This is a genomic window from Desulfoplanes sp. PS50 (genome assembly GCF_053851535.1).
Window position 1 is genome coordinate 1 of sequence record NZ_JBSPZA010000036.1, and the last position, 16722, is coordinate 16722.

Here is a 16722-nt window from a genome sequence, read left to right on the forward strand (position 1 = left end):
TCGAGATTCTGGATGAGTCGGGCATTGTTCAGGGACACGGCTGCCTGGGATGCCAGGGAGGCGACCATTTCTGCCTGTTCTTCGGTGAATTTGCAGACCGCGCCGGTTTCAGGGGCATCGTCTGCCGGGCGGTCACGGCCGGGCTCCTCGACCAGGTGTTTTCCGACGGGGCGGTCACCGAGAGTGAGCGAGGCCCTCGCTCGGCGGCCTCGCTCCATCGGATGAAGGCGGCGGTGCGGGCCTTTTTCGCCTGGGCCGTCGAGGCGGGCGTGGTCGAGGACAATCCGGCCCGGTCCATCCGCATGCATCGGTTGCCGAGAAAGCTGCCGGTGTTCCTGACCACCGCCGAAAAGAAACGTCTGCTCAAGGAGCTCAAGGGACGGACCGACTTCTCCGCGCTGCGCGACCGCGCCATGATCGAGGTGCTGCTGGGCACAGGGATCAGGCTTGGCGAGCTGGCCGCGCTCGACATGGATGACATCGACCTCGACGCCAAGCATCTGCGGGTGCGGGCCAAGGGAAATGTGCCGCAGGTCAAGTTCATCAAGACCGACCTCCGCACATTGCTGCGCCGTTACCTGGCCGAGCGTCGTCGACATGGCCGCCCAGAAATGGAAGCCCTGTTCCTGTCGAACCGGGACGGCAGACTCTGCCAGCGGCAGATAGCCAACCGGCTCGCCCACTGGCTGCGGAAGGCCGGGATCGAAAAGGAACTGACGCCGCACGGGCTGCGGCATACCTTCGCCACCCACCTCTACGGCGCGACCAATGACCTGCTCGTGGTGCAGCGGGCCTTGGGGCACCGGGACGTGTCCACCACCCAGATCTACACCCACCTCGTGGACGGTCAGCTCGAGGAAGCCCTCGAACGCCTTTGATCCTTCCGGACCCGACGATGGGAGCGGCCTCGGCTACTCCTGTTTTCGTTGGGCGAGACAGTGTCGAAGACAGTGAATGACAGTGCCCGCAGAAGAACACATCCGCCGATGATGAATGATCATGACGGAGGGTCTCTACATCCCGGGTGGGGCGGGAAATATCGATTGACCGGAATTTCTCCTTCGCTGTCTGTCGGCCGCACATCGCTATAACTGCTTGGCTTGTGCGCTCCAGTCGCGGAACACACATGGCAATATCTGCTTGGCATATGCGAGGGCCGTTGCCGAAGGAATGGCTGTTTGCGGGGCTTGTCCGGTTCGGCCTGGGTCTCGACATGCCAATATCTACTTGGGTTATGTGAGAGAGCCCCGGCGTGAACATGCCTATATCTGCTTGGCTTATGCGGTTCGGCTTATGCGCACACATGCCAAGCGGATATCGGGAGCTGCTGGAGGAAGTCGAGGAGTGGAAATGATAATCGGCAGCCGAAGAATGCCGATTCCGAAAGTGCAAGGAACACGTCTTATCTGAAATTCCTGTCATCTTGAGCCTCCATAACTGCCTAATCCTTCGCGCTCTTTCTTCTCGAGGCTCTGGTGTTATCTGAACTTTTTTTCGGCTTTTTCACGGAAGCGGTCTTCTGGGCGGCGGCTTCACTCACTTTTTCAAGAAGAGCCGAGGCCCATTCGGCAGGAGACGTCTGCGGACCTTTCGGCTCCTCACCCTCGCGGGCAATCTTGGTGGTCTTGAGATCCTTCATGTGGCAGCGGATCATCCGGTCGAGACTTTCGGCGGCCTGTGTGTTTCCTTCGATCTGTGCCCTGACCAGCTTTACCGAGTAGATGCCCACAAGCTCGACCTGTAGGAAGTCACTGGATTTGTTGAACTGAAAGTCCTCGTGCAGCTTTTCGATGATGCTGTCGAACATGACCTTTTCTTCCGGAGTCAGGCAGCGGTCGGCAAAGATGCCATGCTTGAGCGTGCGAAGGTTTCCTTCTTTAGCTCCCGCTTTGCTTTTTGCCTGATCATGGTCCGTCCGGCCCTCATTCCGATGCCAGCGATCCAGATTCTGTTCGTCTTTTTTTGTAACGCCCAAGGCTCATCTCCGGTTTATCAATTTTGTTTCCAAATTTCGGGGTTCGGGGCGGAAGGCAGATTTAGCCCGTTTTCCCGAACCTCAAGCCTTACATACCGGAAGAGTCCTCAACCTGTCGGGCGTCAGCCTCTTTTCGGTGGTCCGCGAGGATCTGATTGACCCGGCGACGTGTGATACCGGCGAGGCTGGCAATTTCATCGGTTTCGATTCCCTGACTTTTGAGGGCGATAACCAGCTGCCTGCGCTCCTTGTAAAAACTGCCCGGCGCTGGAATCCAAAGAATGCCGGAATGATGCTTCTGTACCTCCTTGAGCAGCTCTCTCGGGAGGATGTGTTCGGCATTGGCGTATTTCTTAATGCTCATGGTTACTCTCCACGTTCTTCAACCACGGCTGCGGAACATCCGGGTTGTGAAACCTGAGCGTGCTGGGACGCGGTGTATCCGGGCTGTGGATGATTTCGATATATCTTTCCGTCACGGCACCGATCTTCCGGTCACCGCCGACAAAGCAGACCAGCCCGTAGTCCTGACCGCAGGGGAAGCGGTATCGTCCCTGATTCTGGTATAACCTGGCTTCAGACCATTTCCGGGACATGGCTTCCTCCTTGATGGCATCAACCTTGGCCAATGCGTCGGAGCTGACCTGCTCTATACAATTCCAAGCTTCGTTTGGCGGATAAATCCAGTTGTTCTTGGGATGTTCTGCAGGTTTCTCGGGGTTTGCCGGAACATGGCGGGGAGCTTGGTAATTCTGTGGGCTGATCTGCCGGGATGCCTGCTGTAGAGATTCCTTGCCGAATTTCTGAACTGCGTATTCCTGAAGCGGGTTGAACCTGCTTTTCAGGCTTTCCCATGTTGATTCAGAAAGCTTACCGGCTTTGAAAGCGGACTGGGCTGCCAGCATGCGTGACCGGAGCCATGCGAAATACTCCGGCTCGAGACGTCGATAGATTTTGCCATTGTATTCAACGTCGCTGGCGGACGTGACGGCCCAGTCGAATTGTGCGGTATCCAGATCGGTGGATACAAAAAGATCGGGCTCCGGTGTGCAGCTGTCATTTTCAGCATGCGGAGCAGCTTGTTGGGAAGGCTCACACTCAGGGGAATCGAGATGCGTGAGCATGGTTTGTAATAGGCTCATGGGTGACCTCCGGAAGTTCGGGTTTATTTTTCTTCCCGTTACTTACCGGAGCCGGAGCCTGAGTGTCGGATGGTAGAAAGCGTAGAAAGGGGTTTCTACGCCCAGAGACCTTTCTACACCCTCTTTCTACATCTCTTAACAGTAGTAATAGCAGTTAGTTATAGATATTTTTGTAGAAAGTGTAGAAAGGTATAGAAATATTACTCACGCATAGCCCGTTTTTTTTCAGGCATGCCTTCATCCCATGGTTTGAAAAAAAATGAACAGTAAGGGGGAGTAACCTCTGAAATCTTTCTACACTTTCTACGCCTGCCGCGTAACGATATAAATAACAGTGACTTGCGCTGTAGAAAGGTGCTCTGTGGACATTCTACATTGTAGAAAGGTCTTTCTACACCGGCGGCCTTTGTAATGATTTTTCCAGCCAACCGGCTATTTCTAATCGTTTTACCAGCGGTGTAACTGTTTCGCCAGAACCTGCCGGGGATATAAACAAAAAGCCCGCAGAGATTAATCCACGGGCCTGACTGGGTGAAAGGATGAAGGGCGGAAGCTATTCGACTGATTGAATGGTATAGAGCTTGGTTCCGTATCGTTTCTGGCTGATGACAACATCGAATCCGGCCTCGCGGATGGTTTCAAGGTCGTTGGCAAAGCGCTGGGCAAACTGCCTCGACGAATCCATCTCAAAGCGCAGGCCGAAATCTCTGGCCACGCGTTTGAGCGCCACGAACAGTTCCCGGGACAATACCTCCTTGAGACAGCCATCTTCTTCAGGCTGCACCTGATAACGGGCAATGAACTCCTGAATGTGATCCACCCGGCGATCGTTGTACATGTCTTTCCGGTCGGCCTCCACGGCGGTTCGCCATGCCTTGAACAATGTCGAGAGCGCCGTTGCGGTGTGATTGGATTCCCGGGCGGTCTCACGACTGGTCTGGTTGATGGTCTGGATCTGCTGTTTGAAGGCCGGGGCCAGAGTCGACATTCCCTGTTCGATCTGATCCTGAGACGATCCGGCCAACAGCATCAGATACATCAGGCTGAGATATTCGTTGCAGCGCCGTTTGTCATGGTTGCCGAGCGCCTCGTGCAGCAGCTTCATCGCTTGTGTCCGCATCCCGTCTTTCATCATGGCCAGCACCTCGCTGGTCCGTTTCATCAGGGCGGAAATGATCAGATCCCGGTTGCGCTGCAGGGCGGCAATCACATCCGACTCGATAAAGCAGTCGTTACCCTGATTGCCGATATCGAAATTGATGACAAAGCTGCGGGACTGGATTTCGGACAGCTCTCCGCACAACGGTTCGATGCCGGTGGTATTCAGCAGGCATTTGGTTCGCTCGGTTACGGTTTCACTGTCGGTGCCGCTCTTGCGTTTCTCTTTGGCAATGCCGGTGATGCTGGTCAGCATGAAAGTGGTCAGGTCCTCGGTCATCTGCTTGACCTCGATGTTGTCGAGGACGATCAGCGGGTTCTGGGAACCGTCTGTATAGTTGGCCGCATCGGTGGCTTTCTTGTGCTGGGGCTCACCGTAAAGCAGCGCCGAAATCAGCTTGCTGGCCGTGGTTTTACCCGAACCGGCCGATCCTTCAAAACGGGTCATGGGTCGGGTTCCGGAGAAATCAATCAGCAGAAAACAGGTCAGCCAGGACAGAATCAAAAAGCGGTCTCCCTGCGAGCAGGTCATATTGTTGATCAGGAGATCGACCAGCAGTTTGTCGGCTTCCTCCGGAGAGGCTTCCTTCAGAAATTTCAACGGCTTCATCTTGCGGGAACCATCGAGAATAATCCCGTCGGCGTTCCCGCCGTTCTTCAAAATCTCGATGCCGTCGGGAGTGATCCGGGCAATTTCATGATCCTGATTGTTCAGGTTGAAGTAGACCGTGAAATTGGAAATGTCCGAGTGAAGCCACGAGAAATGATCGCGCACCTGACCGCGAATCATCGCCAGACTGGGTAATACCTCGAAAAAGGTACGACCGCCGTTGGATGTCGGTACCATACCGGTGTGCTTGTAGAGCATGGCTGCATACTGCCTCTTGCGCCCACGATCAGGCGAATCCATCCAGTAGATGGAGTTGTCGAAATACATAAACGGCTCACCGGTCTGGGTGTGAAAAAACTGGGCTCCGTTGGCGGTAAACCAGTCATAGGCCGCTTCGGCTGCTGCGGTGTAATCCGGAGCACCGTTTTCCAGCTCCGTATCGATCAGCACCTCATCGACCCGGGCGCGACAGGAACCGGGTGGTGATCCGCTCAGGCGTTTGGCTTTCTTCTTTTCCTTCTTGGCGCTGTCACGTCGATTTTGCTGAACAGAACGTACCTGTTCCTTGAGGGTCGCCATGGGAACCGCTTTACCCAGCCGTTCCTGAACCAGTTTCAGCAGACGGCTTTGCTCCAGCGGTGAATGAGCCGAAATTTCGGCCAGAACCGGCTCGAGCTGGCGGTTTCTCTCTTCCTCCGGGGCATCCTCGGGCAGACTTTGAATGCCGAACTCCACCGGCGTACAGGCCGCAGAAAGCAGCCCCTCAAATTCAGCCTTACCATTGCCGGATGCAAAGAAATCGTTCACATCGATCTTGGCGTCGGCCAACAGCGTTTCAGCCTCACGGATATCCTCGGCAGAGTGGCCTTCGAGTAATTTGGCCAGCTCCCGGGGACCGACGGCCGCCGTCAGGTTGAACCGTCGCGAAAGTTCCTGACGCGCCTGCTGCTGAGGCTCATTCAGAGGAATGGTAACCAGCTTGGTATCAATCTTGTGTTCGGCCAGCGTGCGAGCAGTCTGCAAGGCTCCCTTGAGACCGGCCTCTGAGATTTCATTGTCCTGGCAGATATAGACAGTCTTGAGTCCGCGCATCTTCGGAACCAGCCGTTCCCAGTCTGCGGCCCTGATTCTTACCGTTACAGGTGAGAGCGCGGGAAATCCCTGCTGCATCAGAGCGATGCAATCGGTCACACCTTCGGTAATGATGATTTGATCGGGTTTGCCCAGCAAGCAGTCTTCATTGAACAGCACCGCATTGTTGATGAAGCGGGCGACATAAGGCCGCTGATGTTCATCGTGAACCGGAAGCTTCTTGTACTTTCCCTGTTCCCAGTTTACGTCCGGAGTCCATGGTGTCTTGCGGCCGATCATGAACACGACACGGCCACGGCTCCAGTATGGAAAGATGATGCGTTTCTCAAAAAACGGATTCAATCCATCCTGACTGGTCGGGCGAAAGGCACCTGTAGCGGAAAGCTCCCGCTTGCTGAAGCCATGTTCGCCAGAGCGCAGGGCTGCAATGACACCGGATTCATTGTCGGCATAACCGATCAGCAGGTCGTCGATGGTCTCATCACTGATGGCGTATTTCTCCTTCAGCCAGGTCAGCGCTTCCTGATTTTCCTTGAGCCGCTGGTGATAGTAGCGGGCCAGTTCGGTAAGGGCATCTTTGACCCGGATCTCAAACGATCGATCATTTTCCGTCTGCTCCAAGCGTTCCTGTGTGAGGCCATAACGCGACAATGGCGGCATCCCGGCTTTACCAGCAAGGAAGTCACGGGCCTGCCGATGACTGTCGGGCATGGGACCGGTTTGACCGGCCGTTACCGTTCCCGATTGAATAAACTCAACGAGCTGGAGGACATCACCACCCACACCGCAGCCGAAGCAATACCAGCCCTGTTTGTCGAGCATCACATGAAGTGAGCGATGGGACTGACTCTGGTGATGCGGGCAATCGCACTGGAGCCGCTGCCGGGATTCCTGTGTGATCCTTCCGGCCAGAAGATCCCTTGCCACATCACCAATATCGAGCTCGGTTATCAGGCGGTAGTATTCTCTGACATTGTCTGAACCGCCCATGCTCATAATGCCCCCGCACAAGCTGACTGCTCTTCAGGGCAATTCATGTTGTTCAACAGAATGGAGAGAAAGGTCTTGCGGTCGTCCACCTGACATTTCTTGGCGCAATTGCGGATGCCCCAGCGGTCACCCAGCACAATCGCAGTCTTGCGGGCACGGGTCACGCCGGTGTACAGCAGATTACGATGATGCATGAAGGAATGAGCCTTGTGGACCACCACGACTGCGCAGGGAAATTCCGATCCCTGGGTTTTGTGGATTGTCAGCGTATATGCCAGCTGGATGTCCTGAAGGTTCGGTGAGCCTTTTTCAATCTCAACCGCAACACCCTCGAAATCAATCAGAAGCGTGCCGTTGGGCAACACATCGACTACATGACCGATGGCTCCGTTCATCACGTTCAGTTCATAGTTGTTGCGGGTCTGAATGACCTTGTCATGTTTCAAAAATGGCGACCGACGTCCGGGCTGTGTTTCCGGAACACTCACATTCCAGAGACGCTTTTGGATAAGCCGCTGCAAATCTTCATTGAGTGACTTGGTTCCCAGCGGCCCCTTGTGCGTCGGGGTCAACACCTGCACATCCTTGATTAGATCAAATCCAAGGGCATCCAGTCGCTTGTCAAAGAGGTCCAGCAGGAAATTGCGGGCGGCACCCGGATCGGTGAACTGATCCGCCAGATACCAGTCCCGGCACCCCTGTGTGCTGGCGTCGCTTGTCTTTCTGACTTCTCCTTTCAGGATTGCAGTGCTGTTTTCCTTCAGCACACCGGCCTGCCTGACCACCTTATCCAGAATGACCGTGGGGATGGCATTCGAGTGAATCAGATCCCGAAGAATGTTTCCCGGACCGACCGGCGGCAGCTGGTTGTGGTCTCCCACAATGACAATGGCCGTTCTGGCAAAGTCGACCGCATTGAAAAGGTGCCACGCCAACGGAACATCCACCATGGAAAATTCATCGATGATCAGCATGTCGGCATCGATGGGATTATTGCTGTCCTTTGAAAAGGACTTGCCGTCATAGCCAAGCAGGCGATGGATGGTGGTTCCGGTGCGACCGCTCACTTCTTCGAGTCTCTTGGCCGCTTTTCCTGTCGGCGCTGACAACACCACTTCAAGGTCACACTCTTCACAAACCGCGTTGATGACCGATACCGTATAGCTCTTACCCGATCCGGCTCCACCGGAGATCAGGCTGATGGAATGCTGTAAAGCGAAGTGAACCGCTTCGAGCTGCTTTTCATTGAGCGTTTCTGCCTGACGCAGAATCAGTTTCTGCAGGTTGCGGGTTGATTTGAAATGAGGATTCGGAGCATCCGCCTTGGTGAAAATAGCTGCGATGTCCTGTTCCATTTTCAGGATATCGGAAAGAGCCACCAGAAAGCGTCCCGCATGGGATTCACAGGAGAGCAGTCTTTCACTGATCAGGTTGTCCAGCGACGCTTCGATACGAATGCGGCTGTCCAGATTATCCATCACCAAAAGCAGGTTGGACTGATCAACAAGGTCCTCGTACTCGACCCAGCAGTTTCCCTGATCCAGCGCCTCGTGCATGCAATATTGGATTCCAGCACGGATTCTTGGCGTGTGGTCTTTTGGCGTGCCCAGTTTGCGGGCAATCTTGTCGACCTTCTTGAAGCCGAATCCCCGCAATTCCCGGATGAGGATGTAAGGATCAGCTTTTAGGATCTCCAGACAGTTGCCTCCCAGCTTGTCGACCAATGTGGTCACCTGATGATGGGTCAAACCAAAGGCCGAGAGCCATGCCAAGACGGCATTGACGCTGCGGTTTTTGCACCATTCATCCTTCAGGCGATTGGCGGCATCGATGGAAATTTTGGCTTTTGATGCGATGAGCTCCGGGGATTCAATCAGGGTCTCCTCGAATGAATCGCCGAACTCTTCGACAATAAGGCGGGCTTTGGCAGGGCCAATCCCTTTGATATCCGGGTGATTGGCCAGATAGTGAATCAATCCTTCCGGGTTCAGATCAAGATCGTGCTCCATGGCATCGACCTTGAACTGACGACCATATTTCGGATGGGTGGCCCACGTCCCCAAAAGGACCACGGGCTGGTTTTCACGGGCAAACAGGTTTCCGGCAAACTGAATTTCATCTCCTGTGGAGGTGAGTAAACGGCCTGCAGAAAACTTTGGCCCGGCATAATAAACTCTCTCTATTCTTCCCCGGAGTTTTGCCGGGGAGTTTGTTTTTCTTGGCATTGAGCGAACCTCCGGTGAAAGCGCATTAAAAACTCTTCAACAAACCGGCAGGCTGCCTGACGGTCTGAACAGAAATAAACAGGCACACCGAAGTCGATGATGATGGAGGCAATGGTTCCTATGAGGGCGTTTGGATGGGCGTCGCTCTGGTAACAGGCACCGAGAACATCCCGGTAATTGGCCTCAACGACGACACAGGCCGCGTCATAATGCCGGAGCTTTTCCAGCTCCTTGTGAAAACGCTTGCGGCCTCGAATGACAGTGGAAACAAAGTCCGCCATGGACTTCCTTTCCACCGCCACCCGGGTCTCGAATCCCTCGATGGAGTAATCTCCCGCCGGGAGGGCCTTGCGGATTGATGCAATAGATTCCGAATCAAATCCGTAAGGCTCCTGTTCCCGGGTATCAACGACAACGGTAACCATGCCCATCCTCAAAACGGAATCATGTCGTCTACATCGTGACCGGCCGACGGTGCTGCGGCATCTTCATCCGAAAGCACAATCCGGCGGTTGAAGTAGATGTTCTCGAATTCGTTTTTAGTGCGCTTGGTCACCTCGAGCCCGACATCCAGAAGGGTTTCCAGTTTGCCCGGGAGATCGGAGAGCTTGTCCATCTGCAGGTCACAGGTATATAGATCCTGCTTGAGCCATTTCACATTGTCCTTGCTGGCAATGACGTTGTTACGCCACAGCAGACGGCCTTTGTGGGTGGGACCCAGAATCTTCAGAGCCCACTTGAGCATGGGATTGCCGGAAGTTTCCGAGCGGGTCAGTTCCACGCGATCGACCTTGACCTGATATTTCCCGTCGGGAACAGCTTCAAAGTCCTTTTCTTCAACATCCGCAGAAACGAAATCATCGTCGAACTGCGCGAGGTCCATGGTGTCATCGTTATTCCAACTCATTGTCATTACTCCTTATTCTGAGGTTTAGCCGTTGTGGCTGGCTCCGACTTAGTCCGGGCGGCACTCACCGCTGAACCGGCAGCCGTTTGATTGAAAGCTTTCAGGAAGGTCGGGAAATCCAGAGGGATCATCTCCGGAAGACGGCCGGTTCGATCTCCGGCGTCGTAATTGGGGCTGGGCTTGGTGCGCATGACACGCTGATACATGGGCTTGCCGTCGTCACCGGTTTTCATGTCCAGATCACAGAACAGGATCAGGTCCACCAGACCGGTGACCAGCTTGCGGGCTTTGTCCGGCAGGGTCGGCACAATGCGAGTGTGTTTCCCGGTACGTGTTTCGATGTCACGCTCGTGGGAATGGGAAATGAGGATCAGACCGTAAGGCAGAAACGCCAACTTGTTGAGAACACGCTGAAACTCATTGTTGATCAGGGCATAGCCTTTGCCGTAGCCAAGATCGGACTCATGCTCGATCTTGAACTTCTTGCAGACATAGTCCGCGCACATGCGATAGGCATTATCCACCGTGTCGATGACGATGGTCTTGAAGTCGTGTTTGCCTTCGGCAATCTCGGCACACGCCTGCAGAAGGTCGTCCCAGCAGGTAATAGGCGCTTCGAACACTTCGAGGGCGTTCAGGCCCGGTTCCGTGGCGAGAAACAGGGCGTTCTCCGCATGGGAGCACCATGTGCTTTTGCCAATTTTGCTAGGACCGTACACCAGTGCGGTCAGGTCGTTCAGGTTTGCTTTAGGTTTGGTTTTGCTTTTTGGAAGCATGGTTTATCTCCTTGTATGGTTTGGGTTAAAAAACAGGGGCAGCGTCTTCACTTGCTCCATCCCGCAGCTCTTCGTGCGGGAGCACCCGTTGGTAATGGTTTTCAATGACGTTGGGATTCTCACCGCTCCGGCACAGCGGGAAGTAGGGACAGGCGCGTCCATACTGAAAACAGAAAGCCGTATTGCGGTAGAAGGTGTTGCGGCGGCGGGCATCCAGCATGGCTTTGGATAGTTCCCAAAGCTCACTGCGAAGCTCGTCGAATTGATCGCGGGAGATGTAGAGCAGCTCCCGGTGAAACATGCCGGGCTCGAAGTATTTGTCTTTAAGGCGCTGCTGAAAGACATCATCCGGCTCCGGCATCTTGCGCTTGGCGCTACTCTTGCCGGTTTTGGATTTGGCAATCAGCTCGGCACGACGGGATTCAAACTCAGCTTCTGTCTCGCCTTTGCTCTGGCGTAGCTTGGCCTTGACCAGCACGTTGTAGATGATGCCGGAGATACGGATGCCGAGGGTCTGCTCCAGATACCACGCATAAATGATGATCTGAAAATCAGTCCAAAGCCGTTCCAGATAACCGGCATCGATTTGTGAGGCGGTCTTGTGCTCCAACAGGAAGTATTGACCATCCTGTTTGACCAGACCGTCGACCTTGCCAGCCAGCACAAAACTCCTCGATGCGGCGTTGGTATCCGGGTTGATGATGGGACCTTCGAAGGTCTTCTCCAGAGCGACCACGTCAAAGTCCTCGACGGGATACTGCTCCGAATATGAGCTCATCATGGCGGTGGCCAGATGCCAGTCCGCGAGCTGATGGTCATCCTGTGCCCGGTTGGCGTAGACCTGATCGATGTGTTCGAGAACCTTTTCGAGCTCCCGCTGGCCATGCCAGATCTCAAGGCAGTCGTGAATGACTGATCCGAAAGCCAGGTTGTGATCCCGCTCCAGAGGAACAAGGTCCCTCAGGTAGCGGTATTCACAAGCCTTGCGGCAATTGCGGAAGAGCCGCCACATGGAATACGTGGTGGTCATCAATTCGCTCATACCGCCACCTCCATTCCTGAAGGTGCCTTTGCGTTGCAGGCGCACCTGTCTGCCGTGCTGGCACAGGCAGGTCCGCCACCGGCGGGTTCACGGTCGATCATTACCGCACGCTCGCCGTATTCCTTGGTGGCGAAGCCGGTAAAGATGCTCGCCAGATCGCAGCCGACCTTGGTCGCTGCATCGATAAAGCAGGTGCGGTTCTGCTTATCCAGATTGAAGCGGGATTCCATCCTCACTCTGGAGTGTCCGTACATGCTTTCCACAGCCAGCAATGCCAGCATGAAGGTGTCTTCCAAGTCCTGAGCCGGGACCGACTGATCAAAGCGATACTTGTAAGTTTCCATTGTTAATCTCCTGTTGTTTTGCAGGTTTTCTGTTTACCGAGGCCCCGGTCGTCCGCTTCATGCGGCACGATGCTTACTTACCGGAACCCCGGGCGATGCGTCGGTCGATCAGAGGTATTCTTCCAATCCACCATCCCGGAATGCGTCCCGCAGCTTGGTCAGTTTCCCGTAGAGGGTGCTGCGCGGAACGCCCATCTCCCTTGCGATTTCAGCCATGTTGCTCGACTGCAGTTTTTCGCAGAGGTCCTGAAGGTCTTCCGGCAGGGCAGCAATGACCCGTTCGAGATCGAAGCGGATGTCGTTCTGGCGTTGCTCGTTGGTATCCCGGCCGTGATGTCCCATCTGCCCATCACTGCAGACCTGCTCGATACGCTCAGCGGAGTCGTTATCTCCGCCCGGAATGGGATCGTTGAGAGAGGCTGTGCATTTGCGCCAGTCCCGGCATTGCGCGAAGCGGGCTTCCAGAATGGTTGAAATCCGCCGCTCAACAATGCGGGTCATGAAGGTTGTCTTTTTGCCTTTGGCTGGGTTGAAGTGCTTCATCCTGCCCAGCAGATCGATCATCAGTTCCTGTTCGAGATCCTGCCGATCGTCTTCTGTCAGTCCGGCTTTTCCCACCAGTTGTCTTGCTTTGTGCCGAATAAGGTCTGCGGCATAGCCATCGATGCCGTCATAGGAATTTCGATAAAACATTTGGTCCTCCTCGGAGCGAGGAGGAGCACCGCGTGGGTGTCGGCACGGGCCGGAAACAGAGGAAGGAGCTGATCCAACAAGCGGAGTGTCGCAGGTTCGCCTTTTCTGCCACCTGCCGTGCTTAAATACACACGGTCAGGTTTGGCTCGGCGACACCCACAACAGCCTCCGCCTTGCGTCCAGCTTGTTGTCGAAGTGTCTAAATTCTCAGTTTGTTATGCTGCCCGTTCCTCGATGCGGATCAGGAATGGCAGCCCATGCTTGATTTCAAGATGCCGGATGATTCCATCACCCATGCCGGTCAGGTGTTCGATAAGAGCGAGCACCTCCTGCTTCAGGGTGAAGTCATCCTTATCCAGCTCCGGACGGTTACCGTTCTGGCCGCCCAGTTTGATTTCACGCTCGATGATGGTGTCTGCGGTGAGTTCGGGATTTCCGGCCACAACCGGTATGTTGGAAATGCGCCCGAAGTTGATTTGCTGCATCAGCTCGATGAGCTTTTGCTGGGGGGAGTTAAGATCTGATTTGTTGACTTGTTGCATTGCCAGTCTCCTGTTCTGAAGTTCTGGCACGTCCGGTGATCAACGTTGTGCTGACCAAAAAAAAACGCCGGATCGCGCCTTATTGGAAAAGGCGCGAGATCCGGCGTCGCAATGGCTACATTTGGCGTAGCGGAAATTTTATTTAATTTTTTCTTCCCGGGCGGTCCCGGGTCACTCGTTAACTATCGGGTGGACTTCCCAAATAATCTCCTTTTCGGTCCGGTAGACCGGCTCGTTGCCGCACTTGATGGATTCCTTCAGGTGAGCAGCCAGCGGCTTATCGTATTTTTCCAGATACTTGATCGCCCGGTTTACGGCGTTTCGGAAGGCGTCACGGATGTTTTTTCGCTTGTCGTTCGATTTCCGAAGTTTCCCACCCAAGCCAACTGCCTCATTAATTGCGGCGGTGATCTTGGTCATTTCGTCTTCTAGTCGCTGAATTTCAGCAGTATCACCTGCGGAGCGGGCTTGTTCAATTTCGTGGAAAAGCTCGTGAGCCGTCTCCCGGTATTGCTCGACGGCCTTGCGGTCGGCAATGAACCCCGTATCACCGAGTGGGACCCCTTGGGTAACTTGAAAACCTTCGTCAGTTTCATTGGAATTTAGGACCGTGTTGCAACTATTAATGGCAAACCCGCAGACGATCTCGTAGACCGAGGTTTCCTTGTTAGGTCTTGCAAGGAGGAAGTTGATGTATTCGGCTCCTTTATCGACACCTGTCACGAGCACCTCGGCGTTGCCGTTAAAGCGTGCTGCCCAGACACCCCCACGCTTCCTGAAGTAATTGTCCGGCTGTTTCTGCTCGAATGGAATGGCGGGGACGGAGAGCACCGATCCCGATTCATAGACCGTCCGAAGTAAACAGTCTCCCGGCAAGATGCGCTGGCGAATGGCGGAAATATTGCGGCCAACCATGGTGTCTATCGCATTGCACACTTCTTCAGCATGACGCTTATAGAGATCATAAACTTTTTGGGCTACACCGGCAGGATTTCCATCTAAATAACGAAAGACCCTGCTGACTTCACTGTATCGGGCAATAAACTGGGCAATATCATCTTGCCCTCGAACTTGATTTGCCCGCTCCAAATACGCCGCTGCCATAATCTTATCTTCATCTTTGCTTCTTCCTTGTGTGAAAATATCAGCCTTATAGGCTTCAACAGCATCGAATTTATCAGCATCAGCTGCAACCATTGCAATCCGTCGGTCAATACACTGAGAGCAAGTACCACAATGGGTATGACTGTTGGTCATTTCCCATGTATGAGTGCAGGTTGTCGATGCTGGGAGCATTTCTTGACAACCGGCATGGGTAATCACCTTGATAATATCCGCTTTAGTTTTCCATATATATGGATTTTCGATAACAAATGGCTCTTCAGCCACCATGCTGATAATCTCTTGAAAGCCACGTATTACCTTGGGGTGAGTTGTTCTTGTTGCTCGTCCGCCGACTACTTGAGCACATACTGGGAGATTTAAACTAATGACTCCATTTTCGTAAAATTTCACGCTTTTCAAGTTCAGCATCTTGGCAATTGTTGCACCAATAGATACATACAAGAAAGAACGACTGCGCTGAGTGTACTCGTAGTTCAGGCTTTTATTTTTATTAACACGAACGCCAATATGAAATGGTGCATTTTCCCCTGCTTTTTCGGCAATCATCTCCTCCAACTTCCGATGACGCTTGTTGAGTTTAGGTGTCGACTTGTGTGTAACCAATACGGCCCGTCTCTTTTCATTTAAGACTTCATCCACAGCACCTGCCAATGAATCAAGTCCGCCTGAAAACATCACTACTTGTTCAGGATATCCAAGAAAACGTCCGTCATCATTGAAATCCAAGTAACCTTGAAACGCCGGAGCACCTACAGATTTGGTGAACTCAAAATGATATTTATCATCAGATAAAAATCCGAGGGTCGAACTTAGGGCAGATTGGATATTTTCCCCCCTCCAAAAATCGGGATTTCTTACAGGAATTATAAAATGCAGGTTTCTCCGCCAGCCATGTCCAAAAGAATCAACATCATCTGCTCCCCGTGGAATGGCCTGATCCGCACTGTACACGTAAGTCGCTATTTCAAGTAAATCTTGAAATAGCTCCGGTACATTTTTGCTCATTGTTTTATGAATGTCTTCAATGCGTAAGGTAATCTTATCCGGTCCATCTGCTCCCCAGAGACGAAGACGCAAATCACGCTTTGGATCTTCTTCAATTCCGTTAATTGGTGCGTTACCACAAATAACATAGCGTTTATCCTGCATCGACTCTTGCTCCTTCCTTTAATTCGTCCTTCATTTTTTTTAGTGCATAGGAGGCAAAGCCGTTTGTTGATTCCCGTGAAATATCACCGCCTTCTTCATATTTATGCTTAGAAAACCAATCAGCTGAGAACTGTTCAACTATCAAGGACGCTTCTTTGCAGTGCGTTTTTAAAGCTGCCTCAAATTGTCCCATTTCATTCATAGTGGCAAAACGCTGCCCTTCACCAAGGTGCGTTGCCAGCGTCTTCGAAAGGAAATAACTCAACTTTCGCAGACGAGAAAAATGTTTAACATGTTGAAATAATTAAACAAAAGCATCATCTCTTGTTGTAAAATAGGTCGTCGCCAAACAACCTGATACAAACAAGGAGATGATGCTTTGGACCAGATTGTAGCAGAAACTGTTTCATGTCAAAACCAAATTACTTCGTTCTTTGATAATCAGCGCATCGCACTCTTACTGAGGCAAAGCAATATCGTCAAACAGTGCGGCATCGCTCCGGTCGTGGTGATGCGGATGATCTTCAGCCTGGTCTTCACCGGCAAGAACCTCTTCCGCTATCTGCAAGCCGAATCCTCAGGGGTGGAAATCGGCAAGGATTCCGTGTACCGCTTTCTGAATTCCTCGAACGCCAACTGGCGCAAGTTTCTTCACTTGCTCTGCGCGACGGTGCTCAGCAAGAGGCTTTTGCCGTTGACGGCCAAAGAGACGCACAAGGTATTGATCGTCGACGACTCGCTCTACAACCGCAATCGGAGCAAGAACGTCGAACTGCTGGCGCGTGTCCATGACCATAACGATAATCGCTACTATCGCGGCTTCCGCCTGCTGACCCTGGGCTGGTCGGACGGTTCCAGCTATCTGCCGGTCTCGTTCAGCCTGCTCAGTTCCGCCAACAAGAAAAACCGCCTGGCACCCATGGCTGTCATCGGTCATGGAAAAATTCCCCCC

The 16722-nt window shown here is 53.3% G+C and carries 15 protein-coding genes and 1 pseudogene; 2 read left to right on the forward strand and 14 right to left on the reverse strand.

Annotated elements, in window-relative coordinates:
• The first annotated feature begins 5 nt into the window (after nucleotides 1–5).
• Nucleotides 6–878, forward strand: a complete 873-nt coding sequence (locus tag ACTVJH_RS13590; protein WP_455991824.1) for a tyrosine-type recombinase/integrase — start codon at nucleotides 6–8, stop codon at nucleotides 876–878.
• A 563-nt stretch (nucleotides 879–1441) separates the two neighbouring features.
• On the opposite strand, the gene ACTVJH_RS13595 is transcribed toward ACTVJH_RS13590, so the two are convergent.
• The 14 genes from ACTVJH_RS13595 to ACTVJH_RS13660 all read right to left on the reverse strand — a co-directional run bounded on the left by ACTVJH_RS13595 (nucleotide 1442) and on the right by ACTVJH_RS13660 (nucleotide 16035).
• Nucleotides 1442–1975: a hypothetical protein gene (locus ACTVJH_RS13595; protein WP_455991747.1), complete on the reverse strand. Its 534-nt coding sequence runs from the start codon at nucleotides 1973–1975 to the stop codon at nucleotides 1442–1444.
• A gap of 88 nt (nucleotides 1976–2063) precedes the next feature.
• Complete coding sequence (locus ACTVJH_RS13600; RefSeq protein ID WP_011366955.1) at nucleotides 2064–2339, reverse strand: hypothetical protein; 276 nt, start codon at nucleotides 2337–2339, stop codon at nucleotides 2064–2066.
• Nucleotides 2329–3117 (reverse strand): hypothetical protein, encoded by a 789-nt coding sequence (locus tag ACTVJH_RS13605; protein WP_455991750.1) that lies wholly within the window; start codon nucleotides 3115–3117, stop codon nucleotides 2329–2331. The genes ACTVJH_RS13600 and ACTVJH_RS13605 overlap by 11 nt, the downstream gene beginning before the upstream one ends.
• Nucleotides 3118–3670: 553 nt before the next feature.
• Nucleotides 3671–6973 (reverse strand): CHC2 zinc finger domain-containing protein, encoded by a 3303-nt coding sequence (locus ACTVJH_RS13610; RefSeq protein ID WP_455991753.1) that lies wholly within the window; start codon nucleotides 6971–6973, stop codon nucleotides 3671–3673.
• On the reverse strand, nucleotides 6970–9192 hold the full coding sequence (gene recD2 / locus ACTVJH_RS13615; protein WP_455991756.1) for an SF1B family DNA helicase RecD2: 2223 nt from the start codon (nucleotides 9190–9192) through the stop codon (nucleotides 6970–6972). Before recD2 ends, ACTVJH_RS13610 begins: the two co-directional genes overlap by 4 nt.
• On the reverse strand, nucleotides 9147–9617 hold the full coding sequence (locus ACTVJH_RS13620; RefSeq protein WP_455991759.1) for an ERCC4 domain-containing protein: 471 nt from the start codon (nucleotides 9615–9617) through the stop codon (nucleotides 9147–9149). Before ACTVJH_RS13620 ends, recD2 begins: the two co-directional genes overlap by 46 nt.
• A gap of 8 nt (nucleotides 9618–9625) precedes the next feature.
• Nucleotides 9626–10099 (reverse strand): DUF669 domain-containing protein, encoded by a 474-nt coding sequence (locus tag ACTVJH_RS13625; RefSeq protein ID WP_455991762.1) that lies wholly within the window; start codon nucleotides 10097–10099, stop codon nucleotides 9626–9628.
• 5 nt (nucleotides 10100–10104) lie between these two features.
• Nucleotides 10105–10875 carry an ATP-binding protein gene (locus ACTVJH_RS13630; RefSeq protein ID WP_028315204.1) on the reverse strand — a complete coding sequence of 257 codons (771 nt, stop codon included), beginning with the start codon at nucleotides 10873–10875 and terminating at the stop codon, nucleotides 10105–10107.
• A gap of 25 nt (nucleotides 10876–10900) precedes the next feature.
• The gene (locus tag ACTVJH_RS13635; RefSeq protein WP_455991765.1) at nucleotides 10901–11917 is read right to left on the reverse strand and encodes a PD-(D/E)XK nuclease family protein; all 1017 of its coding nucleotides are present in this window, start codon (nucleotides 11915–11917) and stop codon (nucleotides 10901–10903) included.
• A complete protein-coding gene (locus ACTVJH_RS13640; protein ID WP_455991768.1) occupies nucleotides 11914–12261 on the reverse strand; it encodes a hypothetical protein in 348 nt (115 codons plus the stop codon). Before ACTVJH_RS13640 ends, ACTVJH_RS13635 begins: the two co-directional genes overlap by 4 nt.
• A 108-nt stretch (nucleotides 12262–12369) precedes the next feature.
• Complete coding sequence (locus tag ACTVJH_RS13645) at nucleotides 12370–12954, reverse strand: sigma-70 family RNA polymerase sigma factor (protein WP_028315207.1); 585 nt, start codon at nucleotides 12952–12954, stop codon at nucleotides 12370–12372.
• A gap of 215 nt (nucleotides 12955–13169) precedes the next feature.
• Complete coding sequence (locus tag ACTVJH_RS13650) at nucleotides 13170–13496, reverse strand: hypothetical protein (protein ID WP_455991771.1); 327 nt, start codon at nucleotides 13494–13496, stop codon at nucleotides 13170–13172.
• Nucleotides 13497–13667: 171 nt separating this feature from the next.
• Nucleotides 13668–15770, reverse strand: coding sequence for a 7-cyano-7-deazaguanine synthase (locus ACTVJH_RS13655; RefSeq protein ID WP_455991774.1), 2103 nt, complete (start codon nucleotides 15768–15770; stop codon nucleotides 13668–13670).
• On the reverse strand, nucleotides 15760–16035 hold the full coding sequence (locus tag ACTVJH_RS13660) for a hypothetical protein (RefSeq protein WP_455991777.1): 276 nt from the start codon (nucleotides 16033–16035) through the stop codon (nucleotides 15760–15762). Before ACTVJH_RS13660 ends, ACTVJH_RS13655 begins: the two co-directional genes overlap by 11 nt.
• 114 nt (nucleotides 16036–16149) lie before the next feature.
• Between ACTVJH_RS13660 and ACTVJH_RS13665 the strand changes: the two are divergent.
• Nucleotides 16150–16692 (forward strand): annotated as a pseudogene (locus ACTVJH_RS13665) (transposase); the annotation flags it as partial.
• Between the last annotated feature and the right edge of the window lie 30 nt (nucleotides 16693–16722).

What these genes read in the sequence shown, in the direction of transcription:
- ACTVJH_RS13600 (WP_011366955.1), bottom strand. Translation starts at nt 2,339, where the DNA reads ATGAGCATTAAGAAATACGCCAATGCCGAACACATCCTCCCGAGAGAG.
- ACTVJH_RS13605 (WP_455991750.1), bottom strand. Translation starts at nt 3,117, where the DNA reads ATGAGCCTATTACAAACCATGCTCACGCATCTCGATTCCCCTGAGTGT.
- ACTVJH_RS13610 (WP_455991753.1), bottom strand. Translation starts at nt 6,973, where the DNA reads ATGAGCATGGGCGGTTCAGACAATGTCAGAGAATACTACCGCCTGATA.
- recD2 (WP_455991756.1), bottom strand. Translation starts at nt 9,192, where the DNA reads ATGCCAAGAAAAACAAACTCCCCGGCAAAACTCCGGGGAAGAATAGAG.
- ACTVJH_RS13620 (WP_455991759.1), bottom strand. Translation starts at nt 9,617, where the DNA reads ATGGTTACCGTTGTCGTTGATACCCGGGAACAGGAGCCTTACGGATTT.
- ACTVJH_RS13625 (WP_455991762.1), bottom strand. Translation starts at nt 10,099, where the DNA reads ATGAGTTGGAATAACGATGACACCATGGACCTCGCGCAGTTCGACGAT.
- ACTVJH_RS13630 (WP_028315204.1), bottom strand. Translation starts at nt 10,875, where the DNA reads ATGCTTCCAAAAAGCAAAACCAAACCTAAAGCAAACCTGAACGACCTG.
- ACTVJH_RS13635 (WP_455991765.1), bottom strand. Translation starts at nt 11,917, where the DNA reads ATGAGCGAATTGATGACCACCACGTATTCCATGTGGCGGCTCTTCCGC.
- ACTVJH_RS13640 (WP_455991768.1), bottom strand. Translation starts at nt 12,261, where the DNA reads ATGGAAACTTACAAGTATCGCTTTGATCAGTCGGTCCCGGCTCAGGAC.
- ACTVJH_RS13645 (WP_028315207.1), bottom strand. Translation starts at nt 12,954, where the DNA reads ATGTTTTATCGAAATTCCTATGACGGCATCGATGGCTATGCCGCAGAC.
- ACTVJH_RS13650 (WP_455991771.1), bottom strand. Translation starts at nt 13,496, where the DNA reads ATGCAACAAGTCAACAAATCAGATCTTAACTCCCCCCAGCAAAAGCTC.
- ACTVJH_RS13655 (WP_455991774.1), bottom strand. Translation starts at nt 15,770, where the DNA reads ATGCAGGATAAACGCTATGTTATTTGTGGTAACGCACCAATTAACGGA.